At 62.8% G+C, this 17836-nt stretch carries 22 protein-coding genes; 8 read left to right on the top strand and 14 right to left on the bottom strand.

Annotation, left to right across the window (positions count from 1 at the left end):
* Window positions 1-21: 21 nt before the first annotated feature.
* From HPY65_11260 to HPY65_11245, 4 genes are read right to left on the bottom strand one after another with little or no spacing between them, the layout of a single operon-like run.
* Complete coding sequence (locus HPY65_11260) at window positions 22-837, bottom strand: hypothetical protein (protein ID NPU85056.1); 816 nt, start codon at window positions 835-837, stop codon at window positions 22-24.
* Window positions 834-1475, bottom strand: a complete 642-nt coding sequence (thiE, locus tag HPY65_11255) for a thiamine phosphate synthase (GenBank protein ID NPU85055.1) — start codon at window positions 1473-1475, stop codon at window positions 834-836. The genes HPY65_11260 and thiE overlap by 4 nt, the downstream gene beginning before the upstream one ends.
* Window positions 1472-2281 (bottom strand): hydroxyethylthiazole kinase, encoded by an 810-nt coding sequence (thiM, locus tag HPY65_11250; protein ID NPU85054.1) that lies wholly within the window; start codon window positions 2279-2281, stop codon window positions 1472-1474. The genes thiE and thiM overlap by 4 nt, the downstream gene beginning before the upstream one ends.
* Before the next feature lie 47 nt (window positions 2282-2328).
* The gene (locus tag HPY65_11245) at window positions 2329-3240 is read right to left on the bottom strand and encodes a patatin (protein ID NPU85053.1); all 912 of its coding nucleotides are present in this window, start codon (window positions 3238-3240) and stop codon (window positions 2329-2331) included.
* Window positions 3241-3360: 120 nt separating this feature from the next.
* On the opposite strand from HPY65_11245, the gene HPY65_11240 reads away from it, so the two are divergent.
* From HPY65_11240 to radC, 8 genes are all read left to right on the top strand, one after another.
* On the top strand, window positions 3361-3876 hold the full coding sequence (locus tag HPY65_11240) for a transcriptional repressor (protein NPU85052.1): 516 nt from the start codon (window positions 3361-3363) through the stop codon (window positions 3874-3876).
* Between the two features lie 32 nt (window positions 3877-3908).
* On the top strand, window positions 3909-4859 hold the full coding sequence (locus HPY65_11235; GenBank protein ID NPU85051.1) for a zinc ABC transporter solute-binding protein: 951 nt from the start codon (window positions 3909-3911) through the stop codon (window positions 4857-4859).
* On the top strand, window positions 4850-5701 hold the full coding sequence (locus HPY65_11230) for a metal ABC transporter ATP-binding protein (GenBank protein NPU85050.1): 852 nt from the start codon (window positions 4850-4852) through the stop codon (window positions 5699-5701). Before HPY65_11235 ends, HPY65_11230 begins: the two co-directional genes overlap by 10 nt.
* A 22-nt stretch (window positions 5702-5723) precedes the next feature.
* Entirely contained in the window at window positions 5724-6557 is an 834-nt protein-coding gene (locus HPY65_11225) for a metal ABC transporter permease (protein NPU85049.1), read from the top strand.
* A 142-nt stretch (window positions 6558-6699) separates the two neighbouring features.
* Window positions 6700-7554, top strand: a complete 855-nt coding sequence (locus HPY65_11220) for a hypothetical protein (protein ID NPU85048.1) — start codon at window positions 6700-6702, stop codon at window positions 7552-7554.
* A gap of 159 nt (window positions 7555-7713) precedes the next feature.
* Window positions 7714-8307, top strand: a complete 594-nt coding sequence (locus tag HPY65_11215; GenBank protein NPU85047.1) for a superoxide dismutase — start codon at window positions 7714-7716, stop codon at window positions 8305-8307.
* Window positions 8308-8499: 192 nt separating this feature from the next.
* The gene (locus HPY65_11210) at window positions 8500-8703 is read left to right on the top strand and encodes a DUF2892 domain-containing protein (protein ID NPU85046.1); all 204 of its coding nucleotides are present in this window, start codon (window positions 8500-8502) and stop codon (window positions 8701-8703) included.
* Between the two features lie 77 nt (window positions 8704-8780).
* Window positions 8781-9473, top strand: a complete 693-nt coding sequence (radC, locus tag HPY65_11205; protein ID NPU85045.1) for a DNA repair protein RadC — start codon at window positions 8781-8783, stop codon at window positions 9471-9473.
* Here the strand turns inward: radC and HPY65_11200 are convergent.
* The 10 genes from HPY65_11200 to ispD all read right to left on the bottom strand — a co-directional run bounded on the left by HPY65_11200 (window position 9470) and on the right by ispD (window position 17785).
* Window positions 9470-10303: a site-2 protease family protein gene (locus HPY65_11200; GenBank protein NPU85044.1), complete on the bottom strand. Its 834-nt coding sequence runs from the start codon at window positions 10301-10303 to the stop codon at window positions 9470-9472. The two genes, radC and HPY65_11200, sit on opposite strands and share 4 nt — an antisense overlap.
* A 91-nt stretch (window positions 10304-10394) precedes the next feature.
* Complete coding sequence (locus HPY65_11195) at window positions 10395-10676, bottom strand: integration host factor subunit beta (protein NPU85043.1); 282 nt, start codon at window positions 10674-10676, stop codon at window positions 10395-10397.
* 160 nt (window positions 10677-10836) lie between these two features.
* Window positions 10837-11721, bottom strand: coding sequence for an rRNA pseudouridine synthase (locus HPY65_11190; protein NPU85042.1), 885 nt, complete (start codon window positions 11719-11721; stop codon window positions 10837-10839).
* A gap of 5 nt (window positions 11722-11726) precedes the next feature.
* Window positions 11727-12245: an SMC-Scp complex subunit ScpB gene (gene scpB / locus HPY65_11185; protein ID NPU85041.1), complete on the bottom strand. Its 519-nt coding sequence runs from the start codon at window positions 12243-12245 to the stop codon at window positions 11727-11729.
* Window positions 12235-12978 carry a segregation/condensation protein A gene (locus tag HPY65_11180; GenBank protein NPU85040.1) on the bottom strand — a complete coding sequence of 248 codons (744 nt, stop codon included), beginning with the start codon at window positions 12976-12978 and terminating at the stop codon, window positions 12235-12237. The genes scpB and HPY65_11180 overlap by 11 nt, the downstream gene beginning before the upstream one ends.
* Before the next feature lie 19 nt (window positions 12979-12997).
* Complete coding sequence (gene trpS / locus HPY65_11175) at window positions 12998-13993, bottom strand: tryptophan--tRNA ligase (GenBank protein NPU85039.1); 996 nt, start codon at window positions 13991-13993, stop codon at window positions 12998-13000.
* Window positions 13994-14229: 236 nt separating this feature from the next.
* Complete coding sequence (locus tag HPY65_11170) at window positions 14230-14502, bottom strand: HU family DNA-binding protein (GenBank protein NPU85038.1); 273 nt, start codon at window positions 14500-14502, stop codon at window positions 14230-14232.
* A 588-nt stretch (window positions 14503-15090) separates the two neighbouring features.
* Window positions 15091-16536 (bottom strand): glutamate--tRNA ligase, encoded by a 1446-nt coding sequence (locus HPY65_11165; protein ID NPU85037.1) that lies wholly within the window; start codon window positions 16534-16536, stop codon window positions 15091-15093.
* Window positions 16533-17015 carry a 2-C-methyl-D-erythritol 2,4-cyclodiphosphate synthase gene (locus HPY65_11160; protein ID NPU85036.1) on the bottom strand — a complete coding sequence of 161 codons (483 nt, stop codon included), beginning with the start codon at window positions 17013-17015 and terminating at the stop codon, window positions 16533-16535. Before HPY65_11160 ends, HPY65_11165 begins: the two co-directional genes overlap by 4 nt.
* A complete protein-coding gene (gene ispD, locus HPY65_11155; protein ID NPU85035.1) occupies window positions 17012-17785 on the bottom strand; it encodes a 2-C-methyl-D-erythritol 4-phosphate cytidylyltransferase in 774 nt (257 codons plus the stop codon). The genes HPY65_11160 and ispD overlap by 4 nt, the downstream gene beginning before the upstream one ends.
* Between the last annotated feature and the right edge of the window lie 51 nt (window positions 17786-17836).

Here is a 17836-nt window from a genome sequence, read left to right as displayed (position 1 = left end):
CGACGGTGACCGGAGACGCCGTCAGGCCGCCAGGAATTGCTTCAGCGCCCCAAGAGCCTCGTCGATCCGGGCTGCGGCGGGAATCTCCCCGGGTTCGCCGGGGGCGGGCCGGAGCGAGAAGAAGAAGCACGATACGGGGGCCTGGAAGACCTCCACCAGGCGGGCCGTTGTCTCCGCCTTTCGCTGGATCACCCTCTCTGATGCCCCGTAAGCGTCGCCTTCCGGTTCGTTGATCCCGAAGTCGTCCACCAGCAGAATCCCTTTCAGTTCAGGACAGTTCATGCGCCGGCGGAGGGCCTCCCAGAACTCCCGGCCGGACTTGTGCGTCCCCAGGTCGGCCGAGTTGGCCACCAGGACAGCTTCTCCGGGCGGCGACAAGGGGGCTTCTTCCACGGAGCGCCCCGGGATTCCGATCCCGGCCAGGGAGGCGAGGACGGCTTCCGTCGCCTCGGCGTAATGGTCCGTGGCGATAACGGCGGCCAGGCCGGCCTGCCGGACGCAGGTCCCGAGGAAGGCGGACCAGAGGGGGTCGACGGAGTTGGCCTGGAAGTAGGCGTTGCTGAACCGGGAGACGGACCGGGCGACGTCGTCCCTTGAGGCCTGTGGGGTCAGATTCGCCAGGCGCTCCGTCAGGACCCGGCGATAGCCCGCCCGGGTTGTGCTGCCCGCCGTCCACGTCGGGTTGACCAGTTCGGACCAGAACACCTCGGAGGTCACGCCCAGGGCGGCCAGGCCGCTCTTTGCCAGCTCCTCATGGAGCGCCGCCGGGGCGGCGAAACGGGGGGCCGCAAGGCACAGCGTCCCGGAGAAATCAAGGACGACCAGCTTCTCCGTCAAGGCCTGTCCTTTCTTTCCGCCAGAGCGCCGGCAATGATCCGGGCCAGGTCCCGGGAGGCCTCCCGGGGGTCCTCCGCGGCGCACACGGCGGAGATCACGGCCACGGCGTCGGCCCCCGCCCGGACCACGGCGGCGGCGTTGCCGGCGTTCAGTCCCCCGATGGCGACAAGGGGATGGCGCGAAAAGGCGCGGATCCGCGCCAGTCCTTCGATGCTCCAGGGTTCCTTCGTGTCCGTCTTGGTCGGCGTGGCAAAAACGGGGCTGACACCGAGGTAGTCCACGTCGAGATCTTCCGCCCGTTCCACGTCCTCCCAGGTCTCGACGGACAGGCCGATCAAGGCCTTCGGGCCAAGGATCCGCCGGGCCGTGTCATAAGGCATGTCGTCCTGCCCGACGTGGAGCCCCGCGGCGCCCGAGGCCAGGGCCACGTCGAGGCGGTCGTTGATGATCAGGGGAATGCCGAGAGCGTCCAGAAGTTTCCGGATCCGGATCGCCTCCTCGATGAAGGGCCGGGTGGGAAGGTCCTTTTCCCGGAGCTGGACGGCGACGGCCCCTCCTTCCGCGGCGAGCCGGACAACCTCCTCGACGGTCCTGGAACCGCAGAGGTCCCGGTCCGTGACGAGGTAAAGGCCCTTCACGGGAGGACCTCCGCCCGGAGCCGGTTCCGGATGTCCAGATCCGTCATGAGCCAGAGGGCATCCAGGAAGTACAGCTGCAGGGTCCCCGGGCCGGCGGCCTTTTCCGCTGCCATCTCGCCGGCAATCCCCATGACCGCCATGGCGGAGGCAACGGCAAGCATCGGATCCTCCTCGACGGCGGCAAAGGCCCCGCAGAGGGCCGTGGCGGTGCAGCCCAGGCCCGTCACGCGGGGCATCAGGGGATGGCCGTTCCGGATGCTGACCGTGCGATCCGGGCCGACGATGTAATCCGTTTCCCCGCTTACACAGACGACGCTTCCGCGGCTCCGGTTCAGCTCCCGGGCGGCCGCCACGGCGCTGTCCGAGTCGTCCAGGCTGTCCACGCCCTTCGTCTTCGCGTCGCTCTCGACGAGGGCCCGGATCTCCGAGGCATTGCCCCGGAGCACGGAGACGGGCACCGCATCCATGATTTCGAGGGCTGTCTTCGTCCGGTATGTTGTGGCGCCGGCTCCCACGGGGTCCAGGACGATGGGGATCTTTCGCCTCGCGGCCTCCCGCACCGCCAGTAGCATCGCCTGGATCCAGGGAACGCTCAGGGTTCCGATGTTGATCACCAGGGCCTGGGCCAGGCCCGCCATTTCCTCCACTTCCTCGGGGGCGTGGGCCATCACCGGCGAGGCCCCCACCGCCAGGAGAGCATTGGCGGTCGAGTTCATGACAACGTAGTTGGTGATGTTGTGGACCACCGGGGAACGGCGGCGGACCTCGCCGAGGGCGGCGGCGATCCGGTCGGGGTTCAGATCCATGTTTTCTCCTTTACGGAACGGTTATTCCCTTTTCATGCCGGGCGCCTTCAGGTCATCCGGTCCCGGATCAGGGGAATCACCAGGCCGGCGGCGCGATATCCCTCTTCGATGGCCTCCGCCCCGCGGTTGAACTCGAACAGGGCGATGTCGGCCAGGTGGGGCGAGATCAGGATGTCCGGCGGCTCCGCCTGGAGCCTCTGTCGGGTGATCCGGTCCTGCATGATGTAGAGGGACCGGGTGATCACCTCCAGCAGCGTGGGACCGCGGAGAGACGAGTTCCCGTTGGGGCGCAGCCAGGCGGAAGGATTGCCCCAGGGAATGCTGGCGTCCAGAAAGTCGGCGACCTTTTCCTGGATCACCTGATTTCGCCGGCGGCGTTCCCGGGTGAAGAGTGACTTGCCCAGGATGTCCGAGTTCAGGCTGACGGCAATGACGATGTCGGCCCCCATGGCGCGGCAGAGGGAGACCGGAACGGGATTCACGAGCCCGCCGTCCAGGAGCCATCGGGAACCCTCGGGATAGGGGGTGAACATGACGGGCACGGAGATGCTCGCCCGCATGGCGTCGATGAGCGATCCCTTCCGGAGCCAGACCTCTTTTCCCGAATACAGGTCCGAGGCAACGGCGCCGAATGCCACGGGCAGGTCTTCGATATGGAGGTCCGTCAGGCGCTCCTTGAGATAGGCGGTGATTTTGTCTCCTCCCATGAATCCCGAACGGGGAAGCCGGACCTCGAGGAAGCGGAATATGTCCGGCCAGCGGAGTTCCCGGACCAGCGTTTCCATCTCGCCCAGGAAGCCCGCCGCCCAGCAGCCCCCGACGACCGCCCCCATGGAGGCGCCGCAGATGACGTCGATGGGGATATCCGCCTCCTGGAGGCAGCGGACGACTCCGATATGGGACCACCCGCGGGCGGATCCGCTTCCCAGGGCAAGGCCGATGCGTTTACGCTTCTTCAACTTCCCTCCGGTTATTCGGCATGGAAAATCAGACGGCTGACCAATACGGGAAAAGCCGGTCCGGGTCAATTCCGAATGAATCTTGACAAACGCAACCAGGTTGCGTTAAATGTGCACCCCATGGAAACAGCTTCATTATTAGAAATTTTAAAAGGCTCCGGCTGCCGGATCACGCGGACCCGGCGGGCCGTCCTGGACATCCTGTCGACCAGCCGCGTGCTCCTGTCGGCGGACGATCTCCGCCAGGCTCTCGCCGCCCGGGGGCTCAGGGTGAACAAAACCACGGTTTACCGGGAACTTTCTTTCCTCAAGGGCCGGGGCATCGTTCATGAGATTCATTTCGGCGACGGGACGATCCGGTACCGGCTCTGTCCCGATACGCACCATCACCACGTCATCTGCCTGAACTGCAAACGGGCGGAGGAAGTGGCCCTGGAGGGGGATTTGCGGGAGCTGGAAGCCGACATCGGCCAGACCAAGGGATTTCAGGTGCTCCATCATACCCTGGAGTTCTTCGGCCTGTGTCCGGACTGCCACCGGGCAACCGGGTCACGGGAGCCTTCGGGGCTTCCCGCTGCGCAGCCGTCGGATCGGGTGGCGGCGGGAACGGTCCGGAAAGGGAAAGGAATTTCATGAAGAAAATCGGAAAGCGCGGGCAACTTGTCGCAATGACAGGACTGGTCTGTGTGCTGTCGATCCTGCTGACTTTCTCCTGCCGTCCCGGTGGCGATACGGGGACAGTACCGGGAAAACTGGAAGTGGTGACGACGCTTTTCCCATTGTATGATTTCGTCCGCCAGGTCGGCGGGGACCGGGTTCACGTGACGCTGCTCCTGCCACCCGGGGTGGAGCCGCATGCTTTCGAGCCCCGGCCGGGGGACATCACCCGGATCCAGCAGGCGGCCGTTTTCATCTACACGGGGAAGTTCATGGAGCCCTGGGCGGAACGAATCCTGGCGGGTCTGGACCGGAAAAATCTCCTCATCGTCGATGCAAGCCGGGGGATTGCGCTCCGGCGGGGCGATGCGGGGCATGAGGATCACGACGGGGATGCCGGCCGCGCCCACGACGGCCACGACGACGCCGGTGCGGATCCCCATGTCTGGCTCGACTTTGGGAATGACGTCCTGATCGTGGATTCCCTGGCCGCCGCCCTGGCCGGGCGGGATCCCGGCAACGGGGACTTCTACCGTCGTAATGCCGCCGCCTTCCGGGAAAAGATCCTGGCCCTGGACAGGAAATACAGGGAGACACTGACATCCTGCCGGAAAAAGGTCATTGCCCACGGGGGCCACTTCGCCTTCGGATACATGGCCCATCGCTACGGGCTGGAATACCATACGGCCTACCCTGGATTCACCGCCGACGCGGAGCCGTCCCCCCGCGACCTGATGCGGCTGGCCGAAACGGTCCGCCGCCATGGCCTGACCGCCGTCTACCAGGAGGAACTGGTCAGTCCGAAAATCGCCGAGGCCGTATCCCGGGAGACGGGAGCCGCCGTCCTGACGCTGCACCCGGCCGCCAACATCAGCCGGGAGGACATGGAGAAGGGCGTCACGTTTCTCGATCTGATGGAAAGGAACCTGGAAAACCTCAAGCGAGGCCTGGCATGTCCGTAGACGTTCTCGACATCCGCAACCTGACCTTCCGGTACAATGGCGCGGACGTCCTTGAAGACTTGTGTTTCTCCGTTAAAACAGGAGATTATGTGGGACTGGTGGGGCCCAACGGCTCGGGGAAGACGACGCTGATCCGGCTTCTGCTGGGCCTTATCGAGGCTGAGCAGGGGGAGATCCGGCTCTTCGGCCGGTCCATCCGGGATTTCCGTGACTGGACGAGGGTGGGATACCTGCCCCAGAAGGCGGCCTTCGTCGTCCCCCGCTTCCCCGCTACGGTCCGGGAGATCGTCGCCCTGGGGAGGCTGGCGGGGAAGCGCTTTCCCAAGGTCCTCGGACGTGACGACCGGGAGGCCGTCCATCGGGTCCTCGAACGACTGGACATCGACGATCTTCGGGACCGCCCCGTGGGGGAACTGTCCGGGGGGCAACAGCAGCGGGTCCTGATCGCCCGGGCCCTGGTCAACGATCCGGACCTCCTGATCCTCGACGAGCCCGCCTCCGCCCTCGACCCGGAGGTGCGGGACCGGTTCTTCCAGCTTCTGTCGGACCTGAATGCCGGGAGGCAGGTCTCCATCGTGATGGTAACCCACGACCTCGGGACCATCGGCCGATACAGCTCGAAGCTTCTTTACCTGGACAAGCGGATCGTGTTTTACGGCACGTATGAGGAATTCTGCCATTCCGAAGACGTGACCCGCATCTTCGGGGCCTTTGCCCAGCATGTCATCTGCCATCGCCACGGGGCTCCGACGGGTGAAGGCGGGCTGGTGCCGTACCCCGTTCCGCCGGAAACGGCCGCCGGGTCCTGCATGGAAAACCGGTGCGGGGAGGTTAGGAAATGAAGGGCCGCGGGAGAAGAGAACCATGAACTGGACGGAATGGCTGACCTTCGGTTTCGTACAGCGGGCGCTCATCGCCGGCTCGTTCATCGCCGTCCTGTGCGCGGTCCTGGGCGTCTTCCTCGTCCTGCGCCGCCTGTCGCTGATCGGCGACGGGCTGGCCCACGCAACCTTCGGCAGCGCGGCTCTGGCCCTCTGGCTCCAGTGGAATCCGCTTTACGTCTCCATCCCCGTCGTGATGGTCTCCGCGCTGGGGATCCTGAAACTGGCCGAAAAGACGAAGATGTACGGGGATGCCGCCATCGGCGTCGTCTCCGCCGTCGGGATTGCCGGAGGCGTCCTCATCGCCGGCCTGGCGGGAGGATTCAACGTGGACCTGTTCAGTTTCCTCTTCGGGAGCATCCTGACCATCGGTCCCCTGGATGTCGCCGTTTCCGTCATTCTCTCGGTCGTCGTCGTGGCGGCCGTTTCCCTGTTCTACCAGGAACTCCTGTCGGTGACCTTCGACGAGGAGTCGGCGCGGGCCTCGGGCATCCGGGTGGACGCGATCAACCGGGTCTTCGGCCTGTTGACGGCGGTGGCGGTGGTCCTGTCGATGAAGGTGGTGGGCGTGCTCCTCATCTCGGCCCTGCTGATTCTGCCGGCCGTGACGGCCCTTCAGCTAACCAGCAGTTTTCGGGCCACCATGGCGGCAGCGGCGGCAATTGCCGTTCTTTCCGTCCTGGCGGGGATTCTGGTTTCCTTTGCCCTGGATCTGCCCTCGGGGGCCACGATCGTTTTTGTCAACATTCTCTTTCTGATGGCGGGTCTGGCCCTCCGCCGCAGGGAGGGAAGGGCGGGGGAGAAGACGTCCCCCTGAAACGCGGAGGTGCGCCATTTCTCGCTTCCGATCGCTTCTGGCGAACAGAAACGTCATTTTCATCCTTGCGGTCGGTTCGGGACTGCTCGTCCCGGGGCCGTCGGACTGGATCAAACCCCTGATCCTGCCGGCCCTGGCGGTCGTGCTGACCCTGTCCACCCTTGGGATTTCCAACGATCTGTTCCGAAAGCCGGGGAAACTGATCGTTCCCTCCCTGACGGGGATATTCCTGAACTACCTTGTCCTCGGAAACGTCATTATCGTCCTCAGCGCGTTACTGATCCGGGAGGACCTGCTGTGGAAGGGATTCGTCCTCATGGCCGCCGTGCCCCCGGCGGTGGCCGTCATTCCCTTCACGACCTATCTCCGGGGAGACCTGTTTGTCTCGCTGGTTGGGACGGTCGGGGGTTACCTGGGCGGACTCGTCCTGATGCCGCTGATGCTGTTCTGCCTGCTGGGGGGGGATTTCGCGGACCCCCTGCTTCTGATTCAGCACGCCCTGGTTCTCATTGTCCTTCCCCTGGCGGCTTCACGGCTGATCCTCTGGAGGGGGTGGGATCTCCGAATCCGCCCGGTCCGGGGTCCTCTGACCGACTGGGGATTCTTCCTGGTCATTTACGCCATCACGGGCCTCAACCAGGACATTCTCTTCCGGAACCCGGCTGTTCTGATTCCGATTGCGGCGATTGCCTTTGCAACCACCTTTGTGCTCGGATTCCTCGTGGGGCGCGTCGCAAAATTCTTCCGTGTGAAAGACGAAACCGCCACCAGCCTGATTCTCCTCGGTACTCTCAAGAACTACGGCCTCACGGGCGGTCTGGCCCTGTCGCTCTTCGGCCGCGAGGCGGCCCTCCCGGCCGCCGTAGGGAGCCTGTTCCTGATCCTTTACTACATCTGGCTCGGGCGAAAGCGGGGCGGAGCGGCACTGCCGGAAAATGCGGAAGAGGGAACCGTCCGCACGGATGCGGCATCGGTGAACGGTCCGAAGGAATCCTGACGGTCCGTTTCCGGATGGGTGCCGGCGCACATTTTCTCGTCCTTCCATTCCTTGCGGGAAACCGGTTTCATTGTTATATTCGGACATGGAATGCTGGCGCCGATTCAGGCCCGGAATCATTCAACCCGCACGATTCATCAACGAAAGGAGGTACGCTCCATGGCACTTGTACTGCCGGAACTGCCCTATGCGAAAGACGCCCTCGCGCCCGTCATCAGCGCGAACACCCTTGAATTCCATTACGGGAAACACCACCGGGCCTATGTGGACAACGGCAACAAGCTCCTTGCTGGAACGGAGTTGGAAAACCTGGCCCCGGAGGAGATCATCCGCAAGGTCGCCGGTGACGCCGCCAGGGCGGGCATCTTCAACAATGTCGCCCAGGCCTGGAATCATTCCTTCTACTGGAAGTGCATGAAGCCGGGCGGAGGCGGAAAACCGACGGGAGCCGTCGCCGACAGGATCCAGGCGGCCTGGGGAAACTATGAGAAATTTGTCGAGGAGTTGAAGAACGCCGGGGCGACCCAGTTCGGCAGCGGCTGGGCGTGGCTGGTCCTGGACGGAGGGGCCCTGAAGATTGTGAAAACGGCCAATGCCGACACGCCCGTCGCCCACGGCCAGAAGCCCCTGCTGACGATTGACGTCTGGGAGCACGCCTACTACCTGGATTACCAGAACCGGCGTCCCGACTACCTGGCGGCCTTCATCGAGAAACTCGTCAACTGGGACTTCGTGAACGCCAACCTCGGGTGAGACCGGATCCGGAGTTGATCCCGGGATCGGCCTGAAAACAGCGAGGAAAGAAATAATGGAAAACGGCGTCATTCCCGGTGCCTGGAACCTGACGGGGAGCGACCGCGCAAATATGTGCCGGTCCGGCTCCGGACCGGCTGTCCGCGGACAGGTCATAGCGGAGTTTTCCGCAAGCAGCCGGGAGGTGCGGCCATGAAATGCAACGTGGGGAAAACGGATCGCACCTTGCGCATCATCGCAGGATTGGCGATCGTAGTTGCCGGTTGGGTTTATGGAAGCTGGTGGGGTCTGGTGGGACTGATTCTCATCGGTACGGCGCTTCTCGGTTTCTGTCCCGCTTATGTTGCCCTGGGGATCTCCACCTGCAGGGAGGATAAGAACGCAACACGACCTTAACGTCAACGCCGTCCCCCGGCCACGGCACCGCCGCAGCCGGAGGACCGGCACAACTCTGAATCACGGTGCCCGGCTTCATGACGGTTCCCGCTTCGACTCCCCATTACAGACAGCACCGCCAGCGCCAGAAAAAAAGGTACGTCGAGGCGGGCCTCGATGCCTTTCATGAATACGAAGTGCTGGAACTGCTCCTGTTCTACGGCGTTCCGCAGGGTGACGTAAAGCCCCTGGCCAAGGAGCTGCTGACCGAGTTCGGCAGCTTCCGCGCGGTTCTGGACGCCGACATCGCAGACCTTGAGGCCCGGAAAGGCATCGGTCCCCACACGGCGATTCTCCTGAAGCTTGTCAAGGACATGGCTTCTCTCTATCTCCGGCAGAAAGCCGTCGAAAAGCCCCAGATTACCTGTACTGCGGAACTCCTCGACTATTGCCGCACCAGCATGGGAGGTCTGAAAGACGAGCGCTTCTCTGTCGTATACCTGGATGCCCGGAACCGGATCATCGACATCGAGACGATCCAGGAGGGCATCGTCAACCAGGCCGTCGTTTATCCCCGGAAGGTCCTGGAGAACGCCCTCAAGCGCAAGGCTTCGGCGTTGATTCTCGTTCACAATCACCCGTCGGGTTACGTCCAGCCCTCGGAAGCGGACGTCCGGCTGACCAGGACCCTCCAGGAAACGGCCAAGGCCCTGGATATTCTCATCCACGACCACCTGATTGTGGGGGAAAACCGGTTTTTCAGCTTTCGGGAAGAGGGAATAATGGCTTAGAAATCCCGGAACGGAACGGGTATAAACGTCGCCACAAACAGCCCCAGGGTGATCCAGCCGATGGCGCGCCGGCGCGCGTCCAGCGGGATCCATTCGAACAGGACCGGCGGGTGACGGACTCCCATGACGACCAGAATCGCCCCCCAGACGAGCCAGCCCGTCCACCCGGTGAACCCCAGGATCAGAAGCCCCGCCACAAAGGCTGCGGAGAGATATTTCTGTCTCCGGTCCAGAACGGCGTAGGCCACATGGCCTCCGTCGAGCTGCCCGACCGGGAGCAGGTTCAGGCATGTCACCAGGAGGCCGATCCAGCCGGAGAAGGCCACGGGGTGGAGGATCAGGTTCAGGTCGTCCGGGGTCGAGCCGTGAACGAGCCAGGTGAGCAGGCTGAAGAGGAGGGAACTCCCCAGGGCGATGCCCTGGCCTTCCGGAGCGGCGGTCGTCGTATCGGAGAGATACAGGCCGGCCAGGAGGATCGGGACGGAGACGATCAGCCCCGCCAGGGGGCCGGCGGCTCCTACGTCCAGGAGAACCCTGCGGTTGGGTATGGGGGACTTCATCTTGATGAAGGCCCCGAATGTGCCGATGATGGACGGCGCGGGGATGAAATAGGGCAGCGTCACGTCGATGCCGTGCCGCCGGGCCATCCTATAATGGCCGAATTCGTGGGCTGCGAGGATGAAGAGCAGGGTCAGGGAAAAGGGAAGCCCCTTCCAAACGGACAGAGGATCCTCCAGCGGATTCACCCCCTGCTGCAGGGCGCCCGCGAGGAGCGTCGTGGCGAATGTGGCCGTGAAAAGCAGGATGTGAGCGAGGGAGAAGCGGCGCATATCAGGAAAAGAAAAGGGGATCGGCGAACGACCCCCTTTTTGTTGAGACGAATGTTCCGTTTATGTCGGGAAATCCTGGAAACGGAAGGGATTATTCCAGCCCGTCCACTCTTTCCTTGAGTTCTTTGCCCACCTTGAAGAAGGGCAGCCTCTTCGGCGACACCTGAATGCTCCGGCCGGTCTTGGGATTTCGTCCGGTATAGGCCTCGTATTTTCTCACCACGAAGCTGCCGAATCCCCGGATTTCGATCCGACCGCTTTTTTTCAACTCATCGGTGAAACCTTTGAAAATCAAGTTGATGACGTCGGTTGCCTTCTTTTCCGTCAGATTTTCCCGCTTGCTTAACGCTTCAATAAGACCGGATTTATTCATAAAACCTCCTTCCGATGAGTGCTCATGCCTTGCAGATATTGGGATAAATTGAATAACTTGGGGATATGTTTTATTTTTTCGGCGACTATTATTGATTTTTCCCGGAATGTCAAGCGAATTTTACGGCGCCGATGTGGTAGCAATCCTTTCCTTCCGGCATTCAATCGGGCCTGCCGGATCGTTGATTCCGGGACCTGCTGACGGAATCACGTTTGCTCTTCTTTTCCCGGGGCCCGTCTCCATACTCCCGGCCATGGGGCTTCCGTCCGGAGGCGACTTTGCCCGCCGATCCGGCCGGTTTTGGGGGGCTTTTTTCTCCGGGCTTTTCCGCGTACGACAGCAGTTGGCGGATCTCGCTCGTCTTGAGGGGCCGCGATTTCCCTTCCGCCAGATCCCCAAGTGAAACGCCCCCGACGGCCACGCGAATCAGCCGCTGGACGGGGTATCCGAGCGCTTCCAGAGCCCTGCGGATCACCCGGTTTCTTCCTTCTGTGGCGATGATCTGGATCCACGTGCTCTTGGGATTCTTTCCCTCCATGGCCACCGCGTCGGGAGTGAACCGCCCGTCCGGGAGATCGATTCCCGATTCCAGTTTCCTCAGGGTCTTCGGCGGCAGGGATCCCCGCACTTTGACCCGGTAGGTTTTCGGGACGCGATAACGCGGATGAGCCACCCGAAGGGCGAACTGACCGTCGTTGGTCACGAGCAGGAGGCCCTCCGAGTCGTAATCCAGCCTCCCCACGGGAAACAGGCGCTCCAGCCGCTCCTCCAGAAGATGCCGTATGGTTGGCCGGCCTTCGGGATCATGCAGGCTGGTCACGGTTCCCGCCGGCTTGTGGAGCATCAGATAAACGAGGGTTTCGTCCGGCAGGATCCGGCGGCCGTCCACCCGGATGTCGTCCCGTACGGCGTCCGCTTTGGATCCCAGCTCCCGCCGGATCTCGCCGTTGACGGAGACCCGCCCCTGGAGGACCAACTCTTCGGCCTTCCGGCGCGAGGATACGCCGGAACGGGCGAGGATCTTCTGGAGTCGCTCTTCGGTCATGGCATCTACTCGGCCAGCTCGCCGAATTCCCGGAGGGTCGGCAGCTCGGCAAGGTCCTGAAGGTCGAAGATCTCCAGGAATCTGCGGGTTGTCCCGTACAGGATGGGTTTTCCCGGCACGTCTTTCCGTCCGACGATGCGGACCAGCTTCTTCTCGACCAGTCCCTTGAGGGTTCCGCCGGCGTCGACTCCTCGGATACGGTCGATGTCGGCCTTGACGATGGGCTGCCGGTAGGCGACCACGGCCAGTGTCTCCAGGGCCGCCGGGGTCAGGGAAGAGGGGCCGCGGCCTTTCAGCTTCCGGATCGCGGTGCTGTATTCCGGGAGGGTCCGGAACTGGAATCCCCCCGCGACCTCTTCCAGGGTGAACCCGCCGCGCCGTTCCTGATATTCCCGCTGCAAATCAAGGACCGCCGCCTGGACGGCCTCTTTCGGCATATCGAGGACCTCCCGGAGCCGGTCCAGGGAGATCGGATTCTCGGCGGCGAACAGGAGCGCCTCCACAAGGGCCTTGTCATGCTCCATCGGGTTCCTCCTCCACGGCCGGGAATATCCGGATTGCTCCGAAAGGTCCGGTCTGGTAGGCCTTGATCATCCGCAGTTTCATCAGTTCCAGCAGGGCCAGGAAGGTATAAACGATCCGCCGGCGGTCCCGGCCGCCTTCCAGGAGCTCCTGGAAAGTGATCTGCCCGGCCTCCCGGAGTTTTTCGAGAATCTCGTTGATCCGGTCGGTGACGGACAGTTTCTCGGAGTTGATCTGCATCAGCTCCTCCTGTTCCAGGGAGGAGACGATCCGCCGGAAGGCATCCACCAGCTCGACGATGCCGACCTCCATGATCGCTTCCTCTTCCGCTCCCGCGGGCGGCAAATCCGGGTAGGATCCCCGCTTGAAGATGTCCCGCTCCAGCCAGGGCCGGCCGTCCAGATGCAGCGCCGCTTCCTTGAAGGCCTGGTACTCCAGGAGCTGCCGCACCAGGTCCTGCCGGGGGTCCTCCCCCGTCTCTTCTTCGCCGGCATTGTCCTGGGTCTCGTCCGGCAGGAGCATCCGGGACTTGATCAAAAGAAGTGTGGAGGCCAGGACGAGATACTCCCCCGCCAGATCCAGGTTCAGCGATTTCATCCATTCCAAGGTTTCCAGGTACTGCTGCGTGATCAGGGCGATCGGGATGTTGTAGATGTCGATCTCGTTCTTCTTGATGAGGTACAGAAGGAGATCCAGCGGTCCCTGGAAGATGTCCAGCCGGACTTCGTAGCTCATTTCGCCTGCGGATCCATGTTCAGAGGCCGATTCGGACCGCGTCACGCACTTCCGCCATGGTGGCGGAGGCGACGCGGAGGGCCCGGCCGTTGCCGTCTTCGATGATCTCGCGGACCCTTTCGGGATGGCTGCGGTAATATTCCTGCCGTTCATGGGCGGGGGCCATCCGCTGGGCGATCCGCTCCGCCAGGCGACCCTTGCACTGGATGCATCCGATCCCGGCGGAACGGCAGTCGGCGGCGATCGACTCGACCTCTTCCGGCGGGGAATAGAGCTGGTGAAACGTAAAGACGTTACAGAGTTCCGGGCGGCCCGGGTCCTTCTTCCTCTGCCGTTGCGGATCGGTGAACATGGCCATGACCTTTTGCTTCAGCACATCCCCCCGGTCGGACAGGTAGATGGAGTTTTCGTAGGATTTGCTCATCTTGCGGCCGTCGATGCCCAGCAGTTTCGGGATCTCCGTAAGCAGGGGCTCCGGGACCGGGAAGATATCACGGTAGAGGAAATTGAAACGCCGGGCGATCTCCCTCGTCAACTCCACGTGAGGAAGCTGATCGACCCCCACGGGCACGCCGTAGGCCTTGTATAGAATGATATCCGCCGCCTGCAGGACCGGGTAGCCCAGAAAACCGAAGGTGGACAGGTCCTTCTGGGCCAGCTCCGCCTTCATCTCCTTGTAGGTCGGATTCCGTTCGAGCCATGCCAGGGGCGTGATCATCGACAGCAGCACGAAGAGCTCGGCGTGGAGAAGGATGGAAGACTGGACGAAGAGGGTGCTCCGCTCCGGATCGAGGCCGGCGCCCAGCCAGTCGATCACCATCTCGATGGAGTTGGCGCGGATCTCCTCCGTGCTGGCATAATCGCTGGTGAGGGCGTGCCAGTCGGCTACGAAGTAGAAACACTCGTAATCGCCATGTTCCTGGAGACGGACCCAGTTTTCCAGGGCCCCGTGCAGATTTCCCAGGTGCAGTTTCCCCGTGGGGCGCATACCGCTCAGGATCCGTTTCTTCGTCACGTCAAAACCTCTGCAATCTCTAAAATGTGGACGCCCTATAGCAGATATGGAGCAGGACTGTCAATGCAACTGCAGGAGACCGCGCTCCCTCGGCGGACAGGCTCGTCGGGGTGCTGGGGCTTTAGGGAAAAGGGACGGATTTCAAACCGACCCTTTCCCTGGTGCCCCGTTAAAAAAGAACCCCGGGAGAACAGCTCTCCCGGGGCGGTGTGTGTACATCAATGACTGGCGGAACGTTATTTCACCTTGTCTCCCAGACCCTTGCCGGCCTTGAACTTCACGACCTTCTTCGCCGGAATCTTGATGGCCTTGCCGGTCTGCGGGTTCCTGCCTTCGCGGGCCTTCCGTTTGATCACGGAAAACGTGCCGAAGCCAACGAGACCCAGTTTGCCGCTCTTCTTCAGTTCCTTTGCCACGGCGCCCATGAACGCGTCCAGCGCCTTCCCTGCTGCCGCTTTCGTGATGCCTGCTTCTCCTGCGATTGCCCCGATCAGTTCTGCCTTCGTCATGCCTGTACATCCCCCTTTCTTGGTTTTTTAAAGGCTGCCCTTGCGGCAGCGTCATCCCAACGAATATGCGTTTCCCCCGGTCCGAATCGAACCGGAACCCCGCAGCCTCTGGCTTTGATGAGCCGGGATCAGAAAACAAAAACGTTATCAATGAACTTCACCCTGATAGATGAGCAAAGCCACCACCCATCAAGGATGGCACCGGATACCACAGAAATTCTCAAGAATCAAGAGAAATTATTGAGCCGGCATCGGGAAAATCGCATGGGGCGGGTGATAGGGGAGTTTATACCCCGCAAAACCCTTTCATTAGGGGAACAGGGGGAGGGGACATACGCTATCGTCCGGTCTCACTATCCTGTGTCGGAACAAACGTCCCCAGGGCTTGCTCATAGCGGAAGGGAGCAGGTGTCATGGTAGGTGTTTTTTTTGTGCAAGAATGGCCTGAAAATGATGAATACTTAGTAAATATAGTAGGTTGTGCAATATATGAAAATCTGGGAAACATCGTGGTTGGAACCGATATGGAAAGCAGGTCCTCTTCCTCCGGCCGGCGGGATCGGGGCATTGTTCACTCGGGAGCGGGAATCAGGGAATCCGGAGACGATCCACCCGTTTCAGGGCGGCTTCCCGTCCCAGCCAGGCAAAAATCTTCTCCAGCTCCGGTCCCTTGAGAAGGCCCGTCAGGGCCGCCCGCACGGGGAGCAGAAGCCTTCGCCCCCGGAATCCTGTCCGATCCTGGATCCGGTGAATGAGCGGCCCGTACCAGGGATCTGCGCCGGCGGCCTCCCGGAGGCCTTCCCGGAGTGCATCCAGAACGATCCGGCCGTCCGGCGTCAAGAGGAGCGCATCGGCCTCGGCGGAACGGGGCGGGTCCGCGTCCAGAAAGGCCGGAAGGTAGGGAATGGCATCCTCGAGAACGACCATGTTGTCCCGGAGAATCTCCAGGATGTCCGAGAGGGTCTTCCTGTCGGGCATTCTGTCTGGTGGATATCCTGCTTTCTCCAGCAGCGGCCGGAGCCGCTCCTCCAGTACCTCCGCGTCGCAATGCCGCAGGTACTGGCCGTTGAGCCACCGCAGCTTCGCGCCGTCGAACACGGCGCCTCCCTTGCCCGCTCTGGTCAGGCTGAACGCCGCCGTCAGTTCCCCGCGGTTCAGGATGTCTTTGCCTCCCTCCGGCGTGTGGCCCAGGAGGGCCATGTAGTTGACGAACGCCTCCGGCAGAAACCCCTGCTCGCGGAACTGGCGGACGGAGGTGGAGCCGTGCCGCTTGCTGAGTTTGGCCCGGTCCTCTCCGAGGACCAGACCGTGGTGGGCAAAGACCGGCGGTGGATACCCCAGGGCCTCGTACAGGCACAACTGCAGGGCCGTGTTCGACAAGTGGTCCTCTCCGCGGATGACATGGGAGACCTGCATGGCGTGGTCGTCAATGACGACAGCGAACTGGTAGGCCGGTAGTCCGTTGGACCGGACGATAATGAAATCACCCAGGTCGCCGGCATGGAACCGCATGGTTCCCCGGATCAGGTCCTCGAAGACGATCTCGCCGGGAGGCACGCGGAAACGATAGGCGGGGTGTCTCCCTCCGTCCTCCATGCGCCGGCGCTCCTCGTCGCTCAGGTCTCGGCAGCGGCCGCCGTACCGGGGCGGTCGGCCTCGGGCCAGCAGGGACGCCCGTTCGGCCTCCAGTTCCTCGTCGGTGCAATAGCATGGGTATACGCAGCCTTCCTCGAGGAGCCTGTCGAGGACGGAACGGTAGAGGGGAAGGCGTTCGCTCTGGCGGTAGGGGCCGAACGGGCCTCCCACTCCCGGCCCCTCGTCCCAGGAGAGGGAGAGCCAGTCCAGATCTTCCAGAAGGTTCCGTTCGAATTCCTCCGTGGAGCGCAAGGCGTCCGTGTCTTCCAGGCGCAGAATCAGGGTTCCGTGGTGCTGCCGGGCGAAGAGCCAGTTGAAGAGAGCGGTCCGGGCGCCTCCGACGTGCAGGTCACCCGTGGGAGAAGGGGCGAAGCGGACACGGGGGCCTTCGGGACTCATGGTCTTTCCCTCTTGACAACGGTGACCACTGCCATGACGGCAATGCCCTCTCCACGGCCGATGAAGCCCATTCCCTCGTTCGTCTTGGCTTTCAGATTGACCCCGGTCCCGGCTACATCCAGGGTCCGGGCGATGTTGGCCGCCATTTGAGGCAGGAAGGGGGCCAGCCTCGGACGCTCCAGGATGATCGTGGCGTCCACGTGGTGGACGAGGCATCCCGCCTCCCGCGCTTTCCCGGCCACGGCCTCGAGGAGCCGGAGGCTGTTGATGTCCCGGTAGGCCGGGTCCGTGTCGGGGAAGTGCCTTCCAATGTCGCCTCCCCCGATCGCTCCGAGCAGGGCGTCACAGACGGCATGAAGCAGGGCGTCTGCGTCGGAATGCCCCAGGAGTCCCTTCTCGAATGGAACTTCGACTCCGCCCAGGACAAGGCGACGTCCTTCCACCAGGCGGTGGCTGTCGTATCCGCAACCGACTTTCATGATCGTCCTACCCTGCTCCGTCTGTTTGCCGAGAGGTGCTCCGCTGTTGCCAGATCCTCCCGGGTCGTGATCTTGATGTTCCTGGAATCGCCGGGGATGATGACAACGGGATAACCAGCCCGCTCCACCAGGGAGGCGTCGTCGGTTCCGTAGTAGTTATCTGCGCAGGCCTTCCGGTAGGCCTCCTTGAGCATGGCCGCGGGAAAGGCCTGGGGCGTCTGGATGAGCCAGATCTCCTTGCGCTCCAGGGTATCCAGCACCCGACCGTCCGGATCGGCTCGCTTCACCGTGTCCCTGGCGGGAGTGCCGACGACAACGGCTCTTCCCCGTCGGGCTTCCGCGACGACCCTGCGGATGAGCGAAGCCGGCGGAAAGGGACGTACGCCGTCGTGGACAACGACCACCCGGCAGTCTTCCCCCACGGCGTCGAGGCCGCTCAGCACCGAATCCTGGCGCTCCCGCCCCCCCGGTAGCACCATGGAGATCTTCTTGAAATCAAAGGCCTTCACGATGTCCCGCCGGACACGGGAAATGTCCGCTTCCGGTACAACCAGGATGATCTCGTCGATGGATCGGGATTCCTGGAGGACCTGGAGGGTATGGGCGAGAATGGGCCGCCCCTGGAGGCGCAGGTACTGCTTTGCCTGTCCGGTTCCCATCCGGCGGCCGGCGCCCCCGGCCGGAATGATCGCGATTGTTTTCTTCGGCGGGAGTTTCCCGCCGGTCGTGGATTTCCCGGGAGCCACAGGCCTCGCTTCCTCGCATTTCATGGGCCGAATCCGGAGTGTCCAATATGCCGGATCGGGGCCGGAGTCAAAACG

It is taken from the genome of Syntrophaceae bacterium, from assembly GCA_013177825.1.
In the GTDB taxonomy this organism is placed as follows: Bacteria; Desulfobacterota; Syntrophia; order Syntrophales; family PHBD01; genus PHBD01.
This window is presented reverse-complemented; position numbering and strand designations above follow the sequence as displayed.

Bases quoted from the DNA above. Each gene is read 5' to 3' on its own strand.
- thiM (NPU85054.1), bottom strand. From the start codon at position 2,281: ATGGATCTGAACCCCGACCGGATCGCCGCCGCCCTCGGCGAGGTCCGC.
- HPY65_11240 (NPU85052.1), top strand. From the start codon at position 3,361: ATGGAAACAGCTTCATTATTAGAAATTTTAAAAGGCTCCGGCTGCCGG.
- HPY65_11235 (NPU85051.1), top strand. From the start codon at position 3,909: ATGACAGGACTGGTCTGTGTGCTGTCGATCCTGCTGACTTTCTCCTGC.
- HPY65_11230 (NPU85050.1), top strand. From the start codon at position 4,850: ATGTCCGTAGACGTTCTCGACATCCGCAACCTGACCTTCCGGTACAAT.
- HPY65_11225 (NPU85049.1), top strand. From the start codon at position 5,724: ATGAACTGGACGGAATGGCTGACCTTCGGTTTCGTACAGCGGGCGCTC.
- HPY65_11215 (NPU85047.1), top strand. From the start codon at position 7,714: ATGGCACTTGTACTGCCGGAACTGCCCTATGCGAAAGACGCCCTCGCG.
- HPY65_11210 (NPU85046.1), top strand. From the start codon at position 8,500: ATGAAATGCAACGTGGGGAAAACGGATCGCACCTTGCGCATCATCGCA.
- radC (NPU85045.1), top strand. From the start codon at position 8,781: ATGACGGTTCCCGCTTCGACTCCCCATTACAGACAGCACCGCCAGCGC.
- HPY65_11200 (NPU85044.1), bottom strand. From the start codon at position 10,303: ATGCGCCGCTTCTCCCTCGCTCACATCCTGCTTTTCACGGCCACATTC.
- HPY65_11195 (NPU85043.1), bottom strand. From the start codon at position 10,676: ATGAATAAATCCGGTCTTATTGAAGCGTTAAGCAAGCGGGAAAATCTG.
- HPY65_11190 (NPU85042.1), bottom strand. From the start codon at position 11,721: ATGACCGAAGAGCGACTCCAGAAGATCCTCGCCCGTTCCGGCGTATCC.
- scpB (NPU85041.1), bottom strand. From the start codon at position 12,245: ATGGAGCATGACAAGGCCCTTGTGGAGGCGCTCCTGTTCGCCGCCGAG.
- HPY65_11180 (NPU85040.1), bottom strand. From the start codon at position 12,978: ATGAGCTACGAAGTCCGGCTGGACATCTTCCAGGGACCGCTGGATCTC.
- HPY65_11170 (NPU85038.1), bottom strand. From the start codon at position 14,502: ATGACGAAGGCAGAACTGATCGGGGCAATCGCAGGAGAAGCAGGCATC.
- HPY65_11165 (NPU85037.1), bottom strand. From the start codon at position 16,536: ATGAGTCCCGAAGGCCCCCGTGTCCGCTTCGCCCCTTCTCCCACGGGT.
- HPY65_11160 (NPU85036.1), bottom strand. From the start codon at position 17,015: ATGAAAGTCGGTTGCGGATACGACAGCCACCGCCTGGTGGAAGGACGT.
- ispD (NPU85035.1), bottom strand. From the start codon at position 17,785: ATGAAATGCGAGGAAGCGAGGCCTGTGGCTCCCGGGAAATCCACGACC.